At 25.8% G+C, this 19862-nt stretch carries 20 protein-coding genes and 4 tRNA genes; 14 read left to right on the top strand and 10 right to left on the bottom strand.

The window, feature by feature from the left end; all coding sequences use genetic code 11:
- Nucleotides 1-145: 145 nt before the first annotated feature.
- Nucleotides 146-1156, bottom strand: coding sequence for a Fe(3+) ABC transporter substrate-binding protein (locus EV215_RS05635; RefSeq protein ID WP_166667361.1), 1011 nt, complete (start codon nt 1154-1156; stop codon nt 146-148).
- Between the two features lie 262 nt (nt 1157-1418).
- On the opposite strand from EV215_RS05635, the gene EV215_RS05630 reads away from it, so the two are divergent.
- From EV215_RS05630 to EV215_RS05565, 14 genes are all read left to right on the top strand, one after another.
- Nucleotides 1419-1505: transfer RNA gene (locus EV215_RS05630), tRNA-Leu, on the top strand.
- Nucleotides 1506-1555: 50 nt separating this feature from the next.
- Entirely contained in the window at nt 1556-2452 is an 897-nt protein-coding gene (gene hslO, locus EV215_RS05625; RefSeq protein WP_134113024.1) for an Hsp33 family molecular chaperone HslO, read from the top strand.
- 113 nt (nt 2453-2565) lie between these two features.
- Entirely contained in the window at nt 2566-3066 is a 501-nt protein-coding gene (locus EV215_RS05620) for an STAS domain-containing protein (protein WP_134113023.1), read from the top strand.
- 124 nt (nt 3067-3190) lie between these two features.
- On the top strand, nt 3191-3955 hold the full coding sequence (locus EV215_RS05615) for a TatD family hydrolase (RefSeq protein ID WP_134113022.1): 765 nt from the start codon (nt 3191-3193) through the stop codon (nt 3953-3955).
- 1 nt (nt 3956) lies between these two features.
- The gene (locus EV215_RS05610) at nt 3957-4778 is read left to right on the top strand and encodes a putative RNA methyltransferase (protein ID WP_134113021.1); all 822 of its coding nucleotides are present in this window, start codon (nt 3957-3959) and stop codon (nt 4776-4778) included.
- The gene (gene acpS, locus EV215_RS05605; RefSeq protein ID WP_134113020.1) at nt 4775-5143 is read left to right on the top strand and encodes a holo-ACP synthase; all 369 of its coding nucleotides are present in this window, start codon (nt 4775-4777) and stop codon (nt 5141-5143) included. The genes EV215_RS05610 and acpS overlap by 4 nt, the downstream gene beginning before the upstream one ends.
- A gap of 33 nt (nt 5144-5176) precedes the next feature.
- Nucleotides 5177-5656 carry an NADH-quinone oxidoreductase subunit NuoE family protein gene (locus EV215_RS05600; protein ID WP_134113019.1) on the top strand — a complete coding sequence of 160 codons (480 nt, stop codon included), beginning with the start codon at nt 5177-5179 and terminating at the stop codon, nt 5654-5656.
- A 156-nt stretch (nt 5657-5812) separates the two neighbouring features.
- On the top strand, nt 5813-6979 hold the full coding sequence (locus tag EV215_RS05595) for a hypothetical protein (RefSeq protein WP_134113018.1): 1167 nt from the start codon (nt 5813-5815) through the stop codon (nt 6977-6979).
- An 11-nt stretch (nt 6980-6990) separates the two neighbouring features.
- Nucleotides 6991-8089, top strand: a protein-coding gene (prfB, locus tag EV215_RS05590; RefSeq protein ID WP_166667360.1) for a peptide chain release factor 2 whose coding sequence is annotated in 2 segments (ribosomal slippage) — nt 6991-7062 and nt 7064-8089 — 1098 coding nt in all. Because the reading frame shifts where the segments join, the coding sequence is not laid out codon by codon here.
- 11 nt (nt 8090-8100) lie between these two features.
- A complete protein-coding gene (locus EV215_RS05585) occupies nt 8101-9384 on the top strand; it encodes a hypothetical protein (RefSeq protein ID WP_134113016.1) in 1284 nt (427 codons plus the stop codon).
- 16 nt (nt 9385-9400) lie between these two features.
- Nucleotides 9401-9967: a hypothetical protein gene (locus EV215_RS05580; protein ID WP_134113015.1), complete on the top strand. Its 567-nt coding sequence runs from the start codon at nt 9401-9403 to the stop codon at nt 9965-9967.
- 22 nt (nt 9968-9989) lie between these two features.
- Entirely contained in the window at nt 9990-11492 is a 1503-nt protein-coding gene (gene gltX / locus EV215_RS05575; RefSeq protein WP_134113014.1) for a glutamate--tRNA ligase, read from the top strand.
- A 135-nt stretch (nt 11493-11627) separates the two neighbouring features.
- The gene (locus EV215_RS05570; RefSeq protein WP_134113013.1) at nt 11628-12179 is read left to right on the top strand and encodes a ferritin family protein; all 552 of its coding nucleotides are present in this window, start codon (nt 11628-11630) and stop codon (nt 12177-12179) included.
- A 159-nt stretch (nt 12180-12338) separates the two neighbouring features.
- The gene (locus tag EV215_RS05565; RefSeq protein ID WP_134113012.1) at nt 12339-14057 is read left to right on the top strand and encodes a phospho-sugar mutase; all 1719 of its coding nucleotides are present in this window, start codon (nt 12339-12341) and stop codon (nt 14055-14057) included.
- A gap of 120 nt (nt 14058-14177) precedes the next feature.
- Here EV215_RS05565 and EV215_RS05560 read toward each other — a convergent pair whose 3' ends face one another.
- The 9 genes from EV215_RS05560 to EV215_RS05520 all read right to left on the bottom strand — a co-directional run bounded on the left by EV215_RS05560 (nt 14178) and on the right by EV215_RS05520 (nt 19789).
- On the bottom strand, nt 14178-15566 hold the full coding sequence (locus EV215_RS05560; protein ID WP_134113011.1) for an NAD(P)/FAD-dependent oxidoreductase: 1389 nt from the start codon (nt 15564-15566) through the stop codon (nt 14178-14180).
- A gap of 278 nt (nt 15567-15844) precedes the next feature.
- Entirely contained in the window at nt 15845-16195 is a 351-nt protein-coding gene (rplT, locus tag EV215_RS05555) for a 50S ribosomal protein L20 (protein ID WP_134113010.1), read from the bottom strand.
- A 40-nt stretch (nt 16196-16235) separates the two neighbouring features.
- Entirely contained in the window at nt 16236-16442 is a 207-nt protein-coding gene (rpmI, locus tag EV215_RS05550; protein ID WP_134113009.1) for a 50S ribosomal protein L35, read from the bottom strand.
- 39 nt (nt 16443-16481) lie between these two features.
- Entirely contained in the window at nt 16482-16997 is a 516-nt protein-coding gene (gene infC / locus EV215_RS05545) for a translation initiation factor IF-3 (protein ID WP_134113008.1), read from the bottom strand.
- A gap of 219 nt (nt 16998-17216) precedes the next feature.
- Nucleotides 17217-17293 (bottom strand) — tRNA-Arg (locus EV215_RS05540).
- A 40-nt stretch (nt 17294-17333) separates the two neighbouring features.
- Nucleotides 17334-17422, bottom strand: a tRNA-Ser gene (locus EV215_RS05535).
- 14 nt (nt 17423-17436) lie between these two features.
- Nucleotides 17437-17523: transfer RNA gene (locus EV215_RS05530), tRNA-Ser, on the bottom strand.
- Nucleotides 17524-17627: 104 nt separating this feature from the next.
- The gene (locus tag EV215_RS05525) at nt 17628-18503 is read right to left on the bottom strand and encodes a MurR/RpiR family transcriptional regulator (RefSeq protein ID WP_134113007.1); all 876 of its coding nucleotides are present in this window, start codon (nt 18501-18503) and stop codon (nt 17628-17630) included.
- Between the two features lie 197 nt (nt 18504-18700).
- The gene (locus tag EV215_RS05520) at nt 18701-19789 is read right to left on the bottom strand and encodes a pyridoxal-phosphate-dependent aminotransferase family protein (protein ID WP_134113006.1); all 1089 of its coding nucleotides are present in this window, start codon (nt 19787-19789) and stop codon (nt 18701-18703) included.
- Between the last annotated feature and the right edge of the window lie 73 nt (nt 19790-19862).

Here is a 19862-nt window from a genome sequence, read left to right as displayed (position 1 = left end):
ATATGATAAAAATTGTTACTAGTTTTGGTAAAAATATTAACAACTATATATAATAAAGGTAAAATAATTATAAAAGTTGAGATAATAGTAAGGAAATTCCAGAAATCAAAAGTTTGATTTCTGGAGAATTTATTAAAACTTTTCATTATTTCCACCCAGCACGATCAGCTATTTTAACAGCATTTTCGTTTAATTCACCAAGAATTGATAAATTTAATGTATCTGCTTTAAAACTACCCCAAGATTTTACAAGTTTAGAAGCTTCAACATTTGGATTTACAGGATATTCATAATTAGCTTCTGCAAAATCTTTTTGAGCTGCTTCGCTTGTTAAAAATTCAATAAATTTAATAGCATTTTCTTTATTTTTGGAATATTTAGTTACACCGATACCACTTACGTTAATATGTGCACCTCTTCCATTTTGATTTGGGAAAAATATTTTTAAAGTTCTAGCTACTTTTCTTTCTAATTCATTTGATGAATTATACATTTTTCCTATATAATAAGTATTCATTATAGCTAATTCACCTTCATTAGCTAAAACAGCTTTAGCTTGATCTCTATCATTTCCTTTAGGAGTTCTTGCAAAATTATTAACTATTCCTTTTGCCCATTCAAAAGTCTTTTCTTCGCCGTTATGAGCTATTATAGAAGCTATTAAAGATTGATTATAAGCATTTGAAGAAGATCTAGTTAAGATTTTACCCTTCCATTTTGGATTAGCTAAATCTTCATAAGTGGACAAATCATTTATATTTGTTTTATTAGGATCATATACAATAACTCTAGCTCTATAAGTAAGACCATACCAATAAGAATCTTTATCTCTTAAATGTGAAGGAACGTTTTTTATTAGAGATTCACTTATAACGGGCTGTAACAAATTTTTTGATTTTGCTCTATGCAATCTAGCAGCATCTACTGTAATTAATATGTCTGCAGGAGTTCTTTTTCCTTCTAATTCTAATTTTTTAATAAGCTCATCAGCACTTGCATTAACAACATTGACTTTTATACCAGTCTCTTTTTCAAATTTTTGAAATAAAGATTGATCAGAGTCATAATGTCTATGAGTATAGACATTCACTTCATTTTTAGCAAAAATAATACTTGATATTACAAAAGTTAAAACAAACAATATTTTTTCATTCAAATACCTCCACACACTTTTAATTTGATAATCAAAGTTTAATGAGATAATATTAACATTAAATATTTAAATTGTCAATATTTTTTTGGATTAATAAATAAATTTAAGTTAATAAGAGTGTTTGTTATAAATGTTTAATTATTTTTCAAAAAAAATGAAAAAATATTGTATTATTTAAAATTGTTGTTAATGTATATAATTTCTAAAGTAACTATATTGACAAAAGAAGATTAGTGTGCTAAAATAATTTTTGCATATGATAGATGCCGGGATGGCGAAATTGGTAGACGCATCAGACTCAAAATCTGACGGAGCTTGCTCCTTGTGGGTTCAAGTCCCACTCTCGGTACCATTTAAAATTAAAAACACCTATTGGTGTTTTATTTTTTTTAGGAGGAAAAAATGGGAAAACTAATTAGAGGAATTAGTAAAAATGCAAGATTTATGGTAATAGATTCTACAGATGTAGTTCAAAAATCAGTTAAAATACATAATAGTTCACCAACTGCTACAGCAGCACTTGGGAGAGTATTAACAGCCGCTCTTATGATGGGGCAAGAAATAAAAGTATCTAATGGAAGTGTTACATTAAGAATAGATAGTGATGGTCCAGCAAAACAATTAATTGCAACAGCGGATAACAAGGGAAATGTAAAAGGATATATAGCAAATGATAAAGAAGTAATAAAAAGAAAAACTAATGGAAAACTTGATGTAGGTGGATATATAGGAAAAGGATTTTTAAAAGTAATAAAAGATATAGGTGGGAAAGAACCATATATAGGTGTTTCACCAATTCAAACAGGAGAAATAGCAGAAGATATTGCTTATTATTATTTTACATCAGAACAAATACCTTCAGTAGTAGCACTTGGAGTGTTTGTAGATAAAGATATGAGTATAAAACATGCAGGAGGATATATAATCCAGCTTTTACCAGGAGCAGAAGAGGGGTTTATTACAAAATTAGAAGAAAAAATTAAAGCAATAAAAAGTGTAACAGAACTTATGAATGGTGGAATGGATCCAGAAAGAATAGCAAAACTTCTTTATGAAGATATGAATAGTGAAAATCCAAATGACTTAGTTGAAGAATATAAAATATTAGATACAATAGAAGTAAATTATACTTGTGATTGTAATAAAGAAAAATTTTTTAGAGGAATAGTATCACTTGGAAAAGATGAAATAAAAAAATTATTAGAATCACAGGAAGATATAGAAGTAGAATGCCATTTTTGTAAAACAAAATATAGTTATACAAAAGAAGATTTTGAATTAATATTAAAAAATAATTAAAAATTGAAACTATCGATAAAATTCGATAGTTTTTTATTAAAATTATTTTACTTATCCAAAAAAAGTATGTTATAATAAATTAAGAATAAAATTAAATGGTGGGAGGTTGGATTATGAGTACTGATATAAAAGAAAATAAATATTTAATTGGAGAGTATAATAATGAAATTTTTATAAAATTTGTGGGAAATGCAACTATGAAAAATAGTAAAACCTTAGAAGAGGTATTTAATAATATATTTACTGGAGAAAAAAAAGAGATAGTTTTAGATTTTGAAGAATGTAATTATATGGATAGTACAATGTTAGGACTTATTGCTAAAACAGCTATTAGATTGAAAAAAGAATGGAATCAATTTTTATATGAAATAAATTCATCAAATATGGTTAAAACAAGTTTAAAATCAACAGGTGTATACAATTTAATGAAACATCTTGATGATATAAAACAAGAAGTCGAATTAAAAGAGCTTGAAAATAAAGATTTTGATGATAAATCAGAAAAAGCAAAACATATATTAGAAGCACATAAAACACTAATGGGTTTATCTGATGAAAATAAAAAAATTTTTAAAAATGTAGTAGAAATGCTAGAAAAAGATTTAGATAAATAATCTAAGATAAAACCTAAAAATTGCAAGTCCTTTAAAATTAAAGGACTTATTTTTAATTTATATTATTAAAAAATTTTTAGAAATATTAATAATTTAAGAATAAAATTAAATATGGAGGTATAAATTGAAATTAGTAGATACACATTGTCATATATATGGTGAAAAATATAAAAATGATATAGAAGAAGTATTAGCAGAGGCAAAAAAAGAACTAGAATTTATAGTGAATATAGGATATGATTTAGAAAGTTCTAAAATAAGTGTAGATATAGCAAATAAATATGATTTTGTTTATGCAACAGTAGGATTTCATCCTACAGATATTTCAAAAATGAATGAAGAATCATTAAAACAAATATATGAAATAGCTAAAAAAAATAATAAAGTATTAGCTATTGGAGAAATAGGACTTGATTATTACTGGATGAAAGATGAAGTAGAAAAACAAAAGATAGCTTTTTTAAAACAACTAGAATTAGCAGAAGAAATTAATAAGCCAGTAGTTATACACACAAGAGAAGCTATGAAAGATACTATAGATATTTTAAAATCTAAAAAGAACATAACAGGAATAATTCATTGTTATCCAGGAAGTTATGAAACAGCAAAAAGTGTTATAGATAGGTTTTATTTTGGGATAAATGGAGTTGTAACATTTAAAAATAACAAGAAAACACAAGAAGTAGTAAAAAAAATACCACTTGAAAGATTAGTAATAGAAACAGATGCACCATATCTTACTCCGACACCTTTTAGAGGAAAAAGAAATAAACCAACTTATGTAAAATATGTTGCTGAAAAAATAGCAGAATTAAAAAATATAAGCATAGATGAAGTAATAAAAGTAACAACTAATAATGCAAAAAAAATATATAGAATAGAGGATTAAAATGTTTATTTGTCCAATATGTAATCAAAAAATAGATAAAATAGATAAAAGCTATAAATGTAAAAATAATCATACATTTGATATGGCAAAATCAGGGTATTTAAACTTGCTTATTTCAAATAAAAAAAGAAGTAAAACTCCTGGTGATGACAAAGAAATGGTAATAGCGAGAAGGAATTTTTTAAATACAGATATTTATGAAGAGATTTCAAAAAGTGTTAATGAAATAATATTAAAGTTAACAAATAATAAAAAAATGAAAATAATAGATATTGGTTGTGGTGAAGGATATTATACTAGTAAAATCAAAGAAAAAATACCTAATAGTGAAATTTGTGGTATAGATATATCAAAAGAAGCTATAAATTTAGCAGCGAAGACATATAAAAATATTAATTGGGTGGTAGCAAGCGCCTTAAATTTGCCTTTTTTAGATAATAGTATAGATATTTCATTAGTTATGTTTAGTAGATTTATTCCAGAAGAAAATTTTAGACTCTTATCAAAAAATGGTTATCTTATAGTTGTATCAACAGATGATATGCACTTAATCGAATTAAAAAAAGTGTTATATGACAAAGTAAAAATAGAAAGTGTTGATATAGTTGATGAGGCAAAAGATTATTTTATACATAAAGAAACTAAAAAAGTAAATTATAATAAGAAATTGACTAGTAATCAAGAAATAATGAATTTATTTAATATGACACCATATAAGTGGAAAACTAAAAAAGAGGCAGTAAAAAGATTAGAAAAAATAAATGAACTAGAGATAACAATAGATGTAAAAATAGATATATTTCAGAAAATGGAGAAAAAATGAAAATATTAGGAATTGGAAATGATATAATAGAGATAGAAAGAGTAGAAAAAGCAATAAAAAGGACTAAAAAATTTAAAGAAAAAGTTTTTTCAGAAAAAGAAATAGAAATAGTAGAAAAAAAATCATCGCCTTTTGCATCATATGCAGGTAGATTTGCAGCAAAAGAATCAGTAGCAAAAGCATTTGGTACCGGAATAAAATTTTCATTAACAGATATAGAGATATTAAATGACAAATTAGGTAAACCATATGTAAATTTAAGAAATAAATTAAAAGAAAAATACGATAATATAGATATAATGATAACAATTTCTCATAATAGAAAAGTTGCTATTGCAACTGCTATAGTAATAAGTAAAGAATAAATTTATAAAATATAATTAAAAAAGGGGGAAAAAATGAAAATATCAAAAAGAGTATTAAATGATATAGAATTTTATATAAAAGGCATAAAAGATAAAAGAAAAGGTCTTGAAGATATATTATATATGGCACAAATTGAGTATGGATATTTACCAAATGAAGTACAAAATTTTATATCAGAAAAAACAGAAATACCTTTAATTGAGATAAAAGAATGCATATCAAAAAGTGATTTATTAAAAGATGATACTAAAAATAGTGTATTAATTAGAGTATGTAAAGGAGCTAGATGTAGTGCAAATGGTAGTGAATTTATCTTAGAAGAATTTAAAAAACAATTAAAAATAGATGTAGGAGAAACTACCTCAGACGGAATAACTCTTCAAATACAAAATTGTTTTGCTAAATGTGCAATCGGACCAAATGTATATATAAATAATACCCATATACCAAAAGTAACAGTAGAAGAAGTAAAAAATATAATTAAAAGAGTAAAAATGTTTGATTATAAATAATTAAGCAGAGAGTATAAATAATTGAAAAAACTAAGCTGTTATGGTATAATCAATAGATGATTTTTTGAAAATATATAGAAAAATTCAAAAAATTAAGAGCTAAAAAAAAATTATTTTGATAAATAAAAAAACTCAAAAAAACTAAGGAGTTAATGTATGAAAAAAATTTTTCTTTTTTTTGTTATAGCTACAATTGCATTTGCAGAAAATTTTGGAGCAAATATTTTTCCAGAAAATAGTTATTTTTATTTTTATTCTAAAACAGAAAATATTTTTAATATTTTAGATAAGAATTTTGAAAATGAGATAGATATTTTGAAGAAAAATAAAAATTTTAAAAATATAGATATTGAAAAAGTAATAGAAAATAAAGAATATAGTGTAGTTTTTTTAAATGATGGAGAAAAATTAAAATTTATTATTTTAGTTAATATGATAGGATTAGACAAAAAACTTATAGAATCTAATGAATTTGAAACAGAGACGTTTAATGGGATGACTATAAAATATTCTTTAGGTGATAAACCATATATTTATGGATATGATGATAATTATTTGATTTTTTCTGATGATATGAACTTATTTTTTTGGATGATAGATACAAAAAATGAAAAATTTTTAAAAGATAAAAAGAGTTTTAAGAAACTTATGAATTATGAAGAAAAAGATACAAAATATAAATATTATATAGAAAAAGATGAAATAATAGAGGATAAAGTAAGTGTAGCAAAATCAAAATTTTTATTGGAAAACGGTGAAATAAATAGATATTATATTCCAGGTGAAAAAACAAATATATTAAAAGAATATAATTTAGAAAATATTATACCACCACAATTTGAATCTATTGAAATGGGAAGAAATACAAAATATATGCAAAATGAGATAGAAAAACAGTTATCAGAATTTTATGTTGAAAATGAATTATTTGATTTTGATTTAAATATGGCGGGAAAAATAAAATATTTAAATGGAACATATTTTTTCTTTAAAAAAGATAATTATTTAAATAGTGAACAAATCATAAAAAAAATATATGAAAAAATATTGTTTTTTAATAAAAAAATAGAATTTATAGACTTAAAAAAATATAAAATGTATGAAATCCCTCTTTTATATAAAAAAATATATTTAATAAATATAAATGATTTTGTAGTAGTAACAACTGAGAATAAAGTGCTACAAGATTTTTTAAATGGTTTTATAAAAAATACGAATTTTAATAGTGTAGAAAATTATGACAACATAAAACTTGAAAATGGTAAAATTTTTTTAAATTCATTAAATGATGAAGTATATACAATTGGTGAAACTGATTATTAAAGGAGTGCAGAATGGATATATTAGAGATAAAAAGAGAAATGGAAAATTTTAGCAAAATATTAGAAGAGCACAGGGGGCATCTTTGACTTAGATAATAAAAAAGCAAAAATATCAGAGTTGGAGCAACTTACATATTCTAATGATTTTTGGAATGATAAAAAGAAAAGTGAAGAGACAATAAAAAAGTTAAATAGTTTAAAACTTATAGTAAAAAAATTTGAAGATATAGTTAATTTATATGAAGAAATAGAGGTCCTTATAGAATTTTTTGAATCTGGAGAAGAAGAATTCGAAGAAGAACTAAATATTAAGTTTAAAAAATTATCTAAATACATAGAAGAATTTGGAACTTCACTTCTTCTTGATGGTGAGTACGATAATAGTAATGCTATTGTTACAATTCATTCGGGAGCAGGTGGAACAGAAGCTTGTGATTGGGTAGAAATGCTTTATAGACTGTATAGTAGATGGTGTAATAAAAAAAATTATAAGATAGAAATATTAGATTCTTTAGAAGGTGATGGCGCAGGATATAAATATATTACTTTTTCAGTAGAAGGAGCTCTTGCATACGGATATTTAAAATGTGAGAAAGGAATTCATAGACTTGTAAGAATTTCACCTTTTGATGCTAATAAAAAACGTCATACATCATTTGCATCTATTGAAGTAATTCCAGAAGTAGACGATAATATAGATGTAGAAATAAACCCAAGTGATTTAAAAATAGACACATATAGAGCAAGTGGAGCAGGTGGACAGCATGTAAATATGACGGATTCAGCTGTAAGAATAACCCATATACCAACTGGTGTTATAGTTACTTGTCAAAAAGAACGTTCCCAACTTAAAAATAGAGAAACAGCTATGAAAGTATTAAAATCAAAATTATTAGAGATAGAATTAAAAAAACAAGAAGAAAAAATGCGAAAAATACAAGGAGAACAAGCAGAGATAGGTTGGGGAAATCAAATTAGATCATATGTATTTCAACCATATACTATGGTAAAAGATCATAGAACTAATTTTGAAATAGGAAATATTCAAGCAGTAATGGATGGAGAAATAGACGGGTTTATTAATGCTTATTTAAAATGGATAAAAAAATAAGGAGTATGACTATGAAAAAATATTTAGTAATTTTTATTATTATGATATTTTCAATAAATACCTTTGCACGTACAGTAAACTTTAGTATTATTTCAATGGGAGCTTTGAATGGAGAGTATAAGAAATTAGATTCCTTAAAAATAGCAATAGATACTATTACAAAAGAAAAAGAGATGCAATATGATAATGTAATAAAAATTAATGTTGGAAATAATATGACAGAATATCTTGAAAAAAATGATATAATGCTAAATTTTTATAAAACAACAAATTTTAATTTTAATTTTTTAGGGAAACAAGAATTTTTATGGAGAGATAAAATAGATCCTACACAGATAAAAATGTCTACCTTAAATATAATAGCTAAAGATGTTCTTCCATATCAACTTATGAAAATGGAAGACTATATAGTATGTGTAGTAGGAATAACAAATATATATGAAGAAGATATAAAAGGAACTCTTAGTTATAAAAGAGAACTTCAAAATCTTATGTATATGCTAGAAGATAATGTAGATTTTTTATTTGTAGTTACAGATTTAGAAAGAGAAGAAAATGTAAGTATAATCCAAGATTTCCCTCAAATAACAGGATTATTTGAAAGCAGATTAAACCTTTATGATTTTGGAGTAGAAAAGATAAATAATACTTATTTAATACCAACTTATGGAATAAGTGTATTAGATTTTAAATATGATGAACAAGAAGATAATCAAAGTATAGATAAAATAGGCTTTAAACTAAAAACAGCTACTCTTTTAAAAAGAGAAAATATTTTAAAACCAGAAAAATTTGGTTATGACAGAGATTTTAGAAATTATATTAATTGGACAGATGTAAGGATAAAAAATGAAAATAGCTTAATAATAGGATATACAGATAATACATTTAATCCTTATGAAATATATTTAAGTGATGAAGTACCATTTTTAGATGATTTAGCAGATAAATTAATGAAATCCTACAAAACAGATGCAGTTATATTCCCTAAAAAATCATTATTAAAAGGTATAAAAAAAGGACTTTATACTGTAGCAGAAGTTAATGAAATGTTTACTAAAGAAAAATTTATAATTTTAAATTTAAATTATAAAGAATTAAATTCTTTAATGAATAAGGCAGCTGAAAATAGAGGTAATGAATCGTATTTTTATATATCAGGTTTAGGAAAGTCTCGATTAAAAGAAAATTATAAAATACTTAGTTTTGAAAATCTATTAGAAGATTATAAAATAGATAAAGAGAAATATGAAGTAGAAAACATAGGGATAAGAGAATATATGATAAAAAAATAATGTGAGGGAACTAATTATGAAAAAATTTGGTGTGATACTTTATCTAGCAATTTCATTTTCAACTTTTGCAGATCATAATATAGGGTATTATTTTGATAAAATTTTTAAATCTGAAAAAATAGAAAAAATAGAAGGTATATCAGATATAAAAGAAGGAATCGAAATTACAGGATTAGTATATGATAAAGTTAGATTTAATAAAATAATAATATATGATCATAAAGAAAAACAACAAAATAAATTAGAATTACTCACAAAAGATTTAGAAAAAGCATTTTTAGAAAGAAATAATGATATAAAAGAGATAAAAATACAAACACAAAATAATAATATTCTTATTGAAGGTAAAGCGAATGTACTAAGTGGAATATTTAAGATTACTCTTATAGGTACATTTTATATTCAAAATAATGAAATATATTTTGATATAAAAAAAGGAAAAGTTGGAGTAATAGCAGTACCAAAATTTATTGTTGAATCATTTAAAGAAAGATTAAATCCTTTTTTTAAAGCTGAGGATTTAAATTTAGATATAATAATAAACAAAATAAAATTTAAAAAAGATAAAATAATAATAGAATAGTTTTAATTATAGAGGAGGAAAAATGTCAAAAGAAGTTAGAGTAAGAATAGCACCGTCACCAACAGGAGATCCACATGTTGGAACAGCATATATAGCATTATTTAATTTAGCATTTGCTAGACATAATAATGGAAAATTTTTATTAAGAATAGAGGATACAGATCAAACTAGATCAACTAAAGAGTCGGAACAACAAATATTTGATTCATTAAAATGGCTAGGACTTAACTATGATGAGGGACCAGATGTAGGAGGAGAATTTGGACCATATAGACAATCAGAAAGATTTGAATTATATTCGAGATATGCAAAAGAATTAGTTGATAAAGGAATGGCATATTATTGTTTTTGTACTCCTGAAAGACTAGAGAATTTAAGAGAAAGACAAAAAGCTATGGGGAAAGCTCCAGGGTATGATGGACATTGTAGATCATTATCAAAAGAGGAGATAGAAACAAGATTAGCTAATGGAGAAAAATATGTAATAAGATTAAAGATGCCTTATGAAGGTGATACAATAGTTAAAGACGTACTTAGAGGAGAAGTAAAATTTGAAAATAATAAAATTGATGATCAAGTTTTATTAAAATCAGATGGATTTCCTACTTATCATTTAGCTAATGTAGTAGATGACCATTTAATGGGAATAACTCATGTAATAAGAGCAGAAGAATGGATAGCATCAACACCAAAACATATTCAATTATATAAAGCCTTTGGATGGGAAGAACCTGTATGGGTACATATGCCACTTCTTAGAAATCAAGATAAAACTAAAATATCGAAAAGAAAAAATCCTGTTTCATTGAATTATTATAAAGAAGAAGGATATTTAAAAGAAGCTATATTAAATTTCTTAGGTCTTATGGGATATAGTATAGGAAATAATAAAGAAATTTTTACTTTTGATGAAATGGTAGAAAGTTTTGATTTTGATAAAATATCTCTTGGTGGGCCTGTATTTGATCTAGTTAAGTTAGGTTGGGTAAATAATCAACATATGAAATTAAAAAATTTAGATGAATTAGTAGAACTTGCTAAACCATATTTTGAGGAAATAGGATATATTAATAAAGAATTAACAGATAAAGAATATAAAGCGTTAAGAAGAGTTATTGAAATACTTAGAGATGGAGCTACAACTCTAAAAGAGTTAGCTACAAAATCAAAAATATATTATGAAGATAATTTTGAATTACCAGTTGTAACAGAAGAAATGAACAGAAAAGAGAGAAAATCAGTAGAAAGAGTTCTTAAAGCACTAGAAGATGAGGTAGGAAAAAAAGCAATTAATTTATTTGTAGAAAAAATTAAAATGGAATCTGAAAATATCTCAGAAGATAGAGCAAAAGAAATTCTTAATGAAATAATGGAAGAATTAGGAGAAGGACCAGGTAAAGTTCTTATGCCTCTTAGAGCAATACTTACTGGAGAGGGTAGAGGACCAGAATTATATGGAATAATTGCTGTAATAGGTAAAGAAAGAACTTTAAAAAGAGTAGAAAATACAATAAAAAAAATATAAAATTTTAGCTATCGATTAATGTCGATAGCTTTTTTATTTTATTAAAAAAATATTGACAAATATAAGAAAAATTGATATTATTATTCTGTAATTATTACAAAAATGAAATAAAAACATAAAAGGAGGATGAAATTTATGAAAAAATTTAGATGTAGTGTATGTGGAGAAATATTAGAAGAAGGAGTAGAAGTATGTCCAGTTTGTAAAGCAACAAAAGATAAATTTGTTGAAATTAAAGAAGGCGAAGAATTAATATGGGCTACTGAACATAAATTAGGAGAAGGATTAGCTTGTGGTGATGAAGAGATTATATCTGGCTTAAGAGCTAATTTTGAAGGTGAATGTACAGAAGTAGGAATGTACCTTGCAATGGCAAGAGTAGCAGATAGAGAAGGATATCCAGAAATTGCAGAAGCATATAAAAGGATAGCTTTTGAAGAAGCAGAGCATGCAGCAAAATTTGCTGAATTATTAGGCGAGGTAGTTACTGATTCAAGTGAAGAAAATTTAAGAAGAAGAGTGGAAGCAGAATATGGAGCTACAAGTGGAAAATTTGATATTGCTAAAAGAGCAAAACAATTAGGATTTGACGCTATTCATGATACAGTGCATGAAATGGCTAAAGATGAAGCTAGACATGGAAAAGCATTTAAAGGGTTATTAGAAAGATATTTTGGAAACAAATAAATAAAAAGAGTTATTAGTTTTAACTAATAACTCTTTTTATTTTAAAGTTAAAAAAACTTCTTAAAAGATTAATATATTTCAAATTCTTTATTTTCCTTGATTTTTTTTAGAAAATCTATTAAAATTATATAGAATTCATTAAAAATAGGAGGAGAACAAATGGGTTTTATAAAGAAATACGAAGAATGGCTAAATTCATCATTTATTGACGATATAGATAAAAAAGAGCTAGAGTCAATAAAAGATAATAAAAAAGAGATTGAAGAGAGATTTTATACAGATTTAGCTTTTGGTACAGGTGGTATGAGAGGTATAAGAGGTATAGGAACTAACAGAATGAATAAATATATGATAAGAAAAGCTACTCAAGGATTAGCTAATTATATGCTTTCTGTAAATGAAAAAGAAGCAAAAGAAAAAGGTGTAGTTATAGCTTATGATTGTAGAATAGGTTCTGTAGAATATTCTTTAAATGCTGCTTTAGTCCTTGCAGCTAATGGAATAAAGTCATATTTATTTGAATCACTTAGATCAACACCTGAATTATCATTTGCAGTAAGAGAATTAGGAACACAGGCTGGAATTGTCGTAACAGCTTCTCATAATCCAGTAGAATATAATGGATATAAAGTGTATTGGAATGATGGTGCTCAAATAGTAGAACCTCATGCAAGTGGAGTAGTAGAAGCAGTAAAAAATGTAAAAGATTTTGGAGAAATAAAATTAATATCAGAAAAAGAAGCAAAAGAAAAAGGACTTTTAGTAATTGTAGGAAAAGAACTTGATGATAAGTATATCGAAACAATAAAAAAAGAAGTAATAAATATGGATATACCAGGAAAAGAAGAGTTTAAAATAGTATATTCTCCACTTCATGGAACAGGAAGAAGACCAGTTCAAAGAATATTAGATGAAGTGGGATTTAAAAATGTATATACAGTAAAAGAACAAGAAGAACCAGATGGAACTTTTCCTACAGTAGGATATGCAAATCCTGAAGATCCAGCGGTATTTAAGTTAGGAATAAAATTAGCAGAAGAAAAAGGTGCTGAAATAGTAATGGCAAATGACCCTGATGCAGATAGAATAGGAATTGCTGTAAAAGATGAAAATGGAAAATGGATATATCCTAATGGAAATCAAGTAGGACTTTTGCTAGTAGAATATATTTTAGCAAATAGAAAAAATATACCTACAAACGGAAAAATAATAACTACGGTAGTATCAACACCTATGGTTGATGTAGTAGCAAAAGCTCATAATATAGAAGTAATGAAAACTCTTACTGGATTTAAGTTTATAGGAGAAAAAATAAGACAATTTGAAACAAAAGAACTTGATGGAGAATATATATTTGGATTTGAAGAGAGCTATGGTTATCTTATAGGAACACATGCAAGAGACAAAGATGCAGTTGTAACAACTATGATAATAGCTGAAATGGCAGCATTTTATGCTGCTAAAGGAAGTAGTATAGCAAAAGAGCTTAAAAAACTTTATGAAAAATTTGGTTGGTATAAAGAAGGAATAAAAGCTATAACTATGAGTGGTAAAGAAGGAGCTGAAAAAATAACGTCTATAATGACTAAGTTAAGAGAAAATACTCCAACTGAAATAAATGGTAAAAAAGTAGTTATATTAAGAGATTTTGATAAACAAATTGAAATAAATAAAAAAGAGAAAACAGAAAAAGCTTTAGAACTTCCAAAATCAAATGTATTACAACTAGTATTAGAAGATAATACATATATTACAGCTAGACCATCGGGTACAGAACCTAAAATAAAATATTATTTTGGAGTAAATGCAGCTAGTGAAGAAGAAGTTAATAAAAAAATGGAAAAAGTAATGAATTCTTTTTTAGAATTATTAGATTAATATTTACTATAAATAAAAAAAGAGACTAAAAAACTGAAAATGCACCCCAAAATGAAGATACAAATGTTTTATATTGTGTCTACTTTTGGAGTGCATTACTATTTAGACTCTTTTTTTTGATTAAAAATTTTTTAAAATATTTCTAGCTAAAACAATTCCATTTACAGAAGCTTGCATAAGACCTCGTGTAATACCAGCTCCATCTCCGCCTAAATATAGATTATTTATAGAAATACTTTCAAAATTTTCTTTTACTTTTACAATATTTGAATAAAATTTTACTTCTACACCATAAAGTAATGTTTCATCACTTGCAATACCAGGGGTTACTTTGTCAAGTGCATATATCATTTCAATAAGATCTACTAATATTCTATGAGGCAATACTAAACTAAGATCCCCGGGTATAGCATCTTTTAGTGTAGGAATAATATTATTTCGATATAATCTATGTTCATAAGTTCTTCTACCTCGTATAAGATCTCCAAATCTTTGAACAAGAATTTTATTTTCAGTAAGCATATTAGCTAGTTTTGCAATATGTTTACCATATTCTATAGGCGATTTAAATGGCTCTGTAAAATTCTTTGAGACTAATAAAGCAAAATTAGTATTATTACTTTTAAGCTCTTTATAACTATGACCATTGACTACAGCTAATTTATCATCATAATATTCAGAAGAAACAAATCCCCCAGGATTTGAGCAGAAAGTTCTTACTTTATCATCAAAAGTTTTAGTATAGTGTATCATTTTTGCTTCGTAAAAATTTTCATTTATTTCTTTCATGATTTCATTTCTACATTCAACTCTTACACCAATATCAACAGTTCCAGGTTTTGTATTTATATTATGAGATTTACAAATATCCATTAACCAGTTTGAACCCTCTCTACCGACAGTAGCAACTGTATATTTTCCATAAATATTTTCTTCTTTTGTTTTTATACCAATTACATTATTATTATCAATAATAAGATCTTCAACCATAGTATTAAATTTTACAGTTACATTATTATCGATTAGATGTTCATATAATTTAGCATATAGTTCTTGAGCTTTTTCAGTACCAAGATGCCTTACAGGGCAATGTACAAGTTTTAAATTAGCTTTAATAGACTTTTTTCTTATTTTTTTCATAGCTTTATTTTCAACTTCTCCATGTATATCTTTTGAAGCGTTAAATTTTAAATAAATATTATCTACATATTTTATAAGTTCTTGAGTTTTTTCTACTCCAATATATTCAGGTAACTTTCCACCAACTTCATGAGATAATGAAAGTTTTCCATCAGAATAAGCTCCAGCTCCAGCCCATCCAGTAGTTATAGAACAAGGGCTACAGTATACACATGTTCCACCGTTATAATGTTTTGGACATTTTCTTTTGTAAATATTTTTTCCTTTTTCAATAATTAAAATACTTAAATCTTTTTTTTCTTTTACTAGTTCGTAAGCTGTAAATATTCCTGCAGGTCCCCCACCAATGATAATAACATCGTAATTCATGAAATCTCCTCCTTAAATAAAAAACCTGAGATATAGCTATAGCTATACCTCAGGTTATATTAATCTATATAATTTTGTATATAGTTGTTGTGATATTTTTTTTTGAAAAACATTATTTTTTTTAAAAAAAATAAAAATATTCATAACATCACCTATTATTATTTTTCACACCAAAAAATATTATAACAAAATTATAAATAATATGCAATAAAAAATAAAAAAACTGTTGAAAATTATTTCAACAGTTTTTAAGTTTATTAAAATTATTTTTTAATAAATTATAATGCAGCTTTAGCAGCTTCAACTAAGCTAGTGAATTCAGCAGGGTTGTTTAAAGCTAAGTCAGCTAATACTTTTCTATCTAATTCGATACCAGCTAATTTTAATCCATTCATGAATCTACTATATGATAATCCATTTGCTCTAGCTCCAGCATTTATTCTGATTATCCATAATTTTCTCATTTCTCTTTTCTTAACTTTTCTATCTCTAGTAGCATAAGCAGCTGCTCTCATAGTAGCTTGTTTAGCTTGTTTTACAGCTGTACCACTAGCACCTCTAAAACCTTTAGCTTGTTTTAAGATTTTTTTATGTCTTCTTCTTCTAACGATACCAGTCTTTACTCTCATTGACTAAATCCTCCTTATACAAAAATTTGATTTACAGGAATTATCTTCCTTCTTTAGATGGTAATAATTTTGATAATTTTCTTGCAGCTGCTTCAGGAACTACCATATCTTTTCCTAGATTATTTTTTCTTTTTTTATCTTTTTTAGTTAATATGTGACTTTTTCCTGAATGTTTTACAACGAATTTTCCTGTTCCAGTAACTTTAACTCTTTTTTTTGCTCCTCTGTGAGTTTTCATTTTAGGCATAAATATTTCCTCCTTCCAGAATTCTGCTATATACTAAATTTATTGCTTTTTAGGTGATAGCATTAAAAATTTTTGAGCTTCATTATATTTTTTATCTACAACTGCTTTATCAGCAAATATTTCAGCAACTTGGTCAAGTAAATTAATACCAATTTCAGAATGCATTCTTTCTCTACCGAAAAGCATTAAGCTAACTTTTACTTTGTATTCTTTTTCTAAAAATTTAGATATTTTAGATACTTTAGTATCAAAATCATGTTTGTCAATTCTTGATTTAAATTTAATTTCTTTTACAACAACAACTTTTTGATTTTTTTTAGCTTCTTTAGCTTTTTTTTCTTTGTCATATTTAAATTTTCCGTAATCCATTATTTTACAAACAATTGGATTAGCATTTGGAGCTACTTCAACTAAATCAAGTTTTTTTTCTGATGCTAAATCAAGTGCATCATTTAATTTCATTACTCCTAATTGTTCACCATTATCACCGATAACCATTACTTCTTTTGCTCGAATTTTGTCATTAATTCGCGTCTTTTGAGAAATAAAAAACACCTCCTAAAAAAATAACAGGGTATATAAATACCCTGTCTCTCTTAATAGTTATTTATTATATATATAAATAAACCTATAAATTACATTAACTATTAAATGACCTTATGTAAGCCTTTAGCCCGTAAGGTGAGAAACACAGGTTTCTTCTTTACAAAATATATTTGATTTTAAAATACAATATATTATATCACATAAAAAATATTTGTCAAATATTTTTTTTGGCGCACCCAAGAGGAGTTGAACCCCTAACCCCTTGATCCGTAGTCAAGTGCTCTATCCAATTGAGCTATGGGTGCACATAAAAAAATAAAGTGGATTATCCACTTTTTAATCATCTGGCGGAGAAAGAGGGATTCGAACCCTCGATACCCGGAGGTATACACCCTTAGCAGGGGTGCGCATTCGGCCAGCTCTGCCATTTCTCCATATTAAACTTGAGTGGCGGAGGAACTGGGACTCGAACCCAGATAGCTTGCGCCTTACCGGTTTTCAAGACCGGCCCCTTAGCCAATTCGGACATTCCTCCACGCTTTCGACGAAAATAATTCTATCATAAGATAAAGAGGATGTCAATAAAAAAAATAAAAAAAGTTTTTAAAAAATCAGTAAATATTGATTTTATTATATTTATTAATATAATTTTTTTTCGATAGCTTCTCTAGTTTTTTTTGTGTTACGAATAGCTTTATCTTTATTAATTCTAACAACTTGTGTATATATAAGATCAATAACAAAAAGTTGAGCAATCTTAGTTCCAACTCCTCCAACTTGTAAAGGTCCTTCTTTTGAACCATTTAATAGTGTAATGTCAGCATGTTTTGTAATAGGTGATTTTGCATGATGAGTAATGCATATGGTTTTTGCACCAACACTTCTAGCAATTTCAAGTCCTTTTACAGTTTCCAATGAACTTCCTGAATGAGATATCCCGATAACAACATCATTAGGATTAAGAAGAGAAGCTGCCATGGCCATAAAATGATTATCAGTATAAGCATCACAATTTATAGAAAGTCTCATAAATTTATATTTAGACTCCATTGCAGTAGTTCCGGAGAATCCCACTCCAAAAAAATAAACCCTTTCGGCTCTTGATACAAGTTCAGCAGATTTTTCTAAACTAGTATAGTCTAAAAGTGAGAGTGTTTCTTTTAATGCTTTATCATTAACTGTATAAAATTTTTTAGCTATAATTTCTAATGAATCAGTTTCTTCAATAGGCGTATTTATTGATAAATTTGTTGGTGTTTGTTTATTCATTGATAATTCTTGAGCTAAAGCCATTTTAAATCCTTGAAATCCTTTAAAGCCTAATTTTCTACAAAATCTTATAATAGTAGCTTCACCTACTTCAGCTAGATCTGCAAGGTCTGTAATAGAGCTATAAATTATTTTTTCTGTGTTATTAATTACAAGCTTTGCTACTTTTTTTTCAGATTTTGTAAATTCATAATCAAGACTAGTAATCATAGGTATTAGTCTACCGATATCTATATTATTTTGCATAAAATTTCCTCCTGAAATTTACAATTAAAATTATTTTTCTCTTTATAATTATATTTTTTTTGATAGAAATAGTCAATAAAAAAGAAATTTCTTAGTATAATTATTTATAAAAAATTTTATTAAATATCAAAAAAATATTTAAAATATATATAAATAAAAAATATCTAGATAAAATTAATTATCTAGATATTAAAAAATTAATTATTTTCTTCTATATATTTTTTAATTTTTTTAAAAAGATTATTAAAATCTTGTATTGTCAAAAGTCCAAGACATCCAAATCTTAATATTTTTCCATTATATTTTCCTTGACCACCAGCAATTGTTATATTATATTCATTATCAATATAATCTCTTAATTTAGTTAAATCTAAATTATCTTCTCTATAAACTGTAACAAGAGTATTTCCTCTAGCTTCAGGATTTTTTACAAATAGTTTAAATCCAAGTTTTTGAACTTCATCTTCTACATATTTTCTAAGTTTTGTATGTTTGATTTGTATATTTTCAATACCTTCTTTTAATAATAAATCACAAGCTACTTCAGCAGCACGAATAATAGGTATTGCAGGAGTCCAAGGCGTTTCTTTTTTTTCATTATAATATTTTATAGTAACTTTTAAATCAAAATAAAACTTTGGTAAATCGGATTTATAAAGAGCTTTTTTAGCTTTATCACTGATAGATACAAATGCTATTCCTGGTGGTAATAAAAATCCTTTTTGACTTCCAGCTACTGCACAATCTACATTCCATTCATCAAATCTAAACTCGTTAACTATCATACCACTAATTACATCTACTATTAATAAAATATCGCTATTTTTAGTTAATTCACCGATAGCTTTTATATTATTTAATACACCTGTAGATGTTTCACTATGAGTTACAAAAATTCCTTTTAGATCATTATTTTCAGAGATTACTTTTTTAATATCATTTATATTATAAGTTTCTCCCCAATTATATTCTAATTCAATTACATTTAATCCATAAACTTTGCATATTTGTACAAATCTTTTACCAAAATTACCTACATTTACAATAGCAACTTTTTCACCTTTAGAAAAAAGATTTACAACAGCGGTTTCCATAACACCTGTACCAGAACAAGTCATAGTATATACATCATTTTGTGTAAAAAATATTTTTTTTAGTTTTTCATTTAAATTTTCCATAATTTTATGAAAATCATCAAATCTATGATGAATCATATCTTGACCAAGTATATTTTGTACTTCAGTTGGAATATTAGTAGGACCTGGAGTCATAAGAAGTTTAGACATTTTTTATTCACCTCATTTAAATTTTTAATTATTAATGATACTATATTTTTTCAAAATTTTCAATGTTTTTATA

The organism is Hypnocyclicus thermotrophus, assembly GCF_004365575.1.
GTDB classification, from domain to species: domain Bacteria; phylum Fusobacteriota; class Fusobacteriia; order Fusobacteriales; family Fusobacteriaceae; genus Hypnocyclicus; species Hypnocyclicus thermotrophus.
The sequence above is the reverse complement of the archived record's forward strand: the minus strand, read 5'-3'. Positions and strand labels throughout refer to the sequence as shown.

Bases quoted from the DNA above. Each gene is read 5' to 3' on its own strand.
- EV215_RS05610 (WP_134113021.1), top strand. From the start codon at position 3,957: ATGTTTATTTGTCCAATATGTAATCAAAAAATAGATAAAATAGATAAA.
- EV215_RS05585 (WP_134113016.1), top strand. From the start codon at position 8,101: ATGAAAAAATATTTAGTAATTTTTATTATTATGATATTTTCAATAAAT.
- EV215_RS05520 (WP_134113006.1), bottom strand. From the start codon at position 19,789: ATGTCTAAACTTCTTATGACTCCAGGTCCTACTAATATTCCAACTGAA.
- EV215_RS05600 (WP_134113019.1), top strand. From the start codon at position 5,177: ATGAAAATATCAAAAAGAGTATTAAATGATATAGAATTTTATATAAAA.
- EV215_RS05525 (WP_134113007.1), bottom strand. From the start codon at position 18,503: ATGCAAAATAATATAGATATCGGTAGACTAATACCTATGATTACTAGT.
- EV215_RS05565 (WP_134113012.1), top strand. From the start codon at position 12,339: ATGGGTTTTATAAAGAAATACGAAGAATGGCTAAATTCATCATTTATT.
- hslO (WP_134113024.1), top strand. From the start codon at position 1,556: ATGGGAAAACTAATTAGAGGAATTAGTAAAAATGCAAGATTTATGGTA.
- rplT (WP_134113010.1), bottom strand. From the start codon at position 16,195: ATGAGAGTAAAGACTGGTATCGTTAGAAGAAGAAGACATAAAAAAATC.
- gltX (WP_134113014.1), top strand. From the start codon at position 9,990: ATGTCAAAAGAAGTTAGAGTAAGAATAGCACCGTCACCAACAGGAGAT.
- EV215_RS05595 (WP_134113018.1), top strand. From the start codon at position 5,813: ATGAAAAAAATTTTTCTTTTTTTTGTTATAGCTACAATTGCATTTGCA.
- EV215_RS05580 (WP_134113015.1), top strand. From the start codon at position 9,401: ATGAAAAAATTTGGTGTGATACTTTATCTAGCAATTTCATTTTCAACT.
- EV215_RS05560 (WP_134113011.1), bottom strand. From the start codon at position 15,566: ATGAATTACGATGTTATTATCATTGGTGGGGGACCTGCAGGAATATTT.
- EV215_RS05570 (WP_134113013.1), top strand. From the start codon at position 11,628: ATGAAAAAATTTAGATGTAGTGTATGTGGAGAAATATTAGAAGAAGGA.
- EV215_RS05620 (WP_134113023.1), top strand. From the start codon at position 2,566: ATGAGTACTGATATAAAAGAAAATAAATATTTAATTGGAGAGTATAAT.
- acpS (WP_134113020.1), top strand. From the start codon at position 4,775: ATGAAAATATTAGGAATTGGAAATGATATAATAGAGATAGAAAGAGTA.
- rpmI (WP_134113009.1), bottom strand. From the start codon at position 16,442: ATGCCTAAAATGAAAACTCACAGAGGAGCAAAAAAAAGAGTTAAAGTT.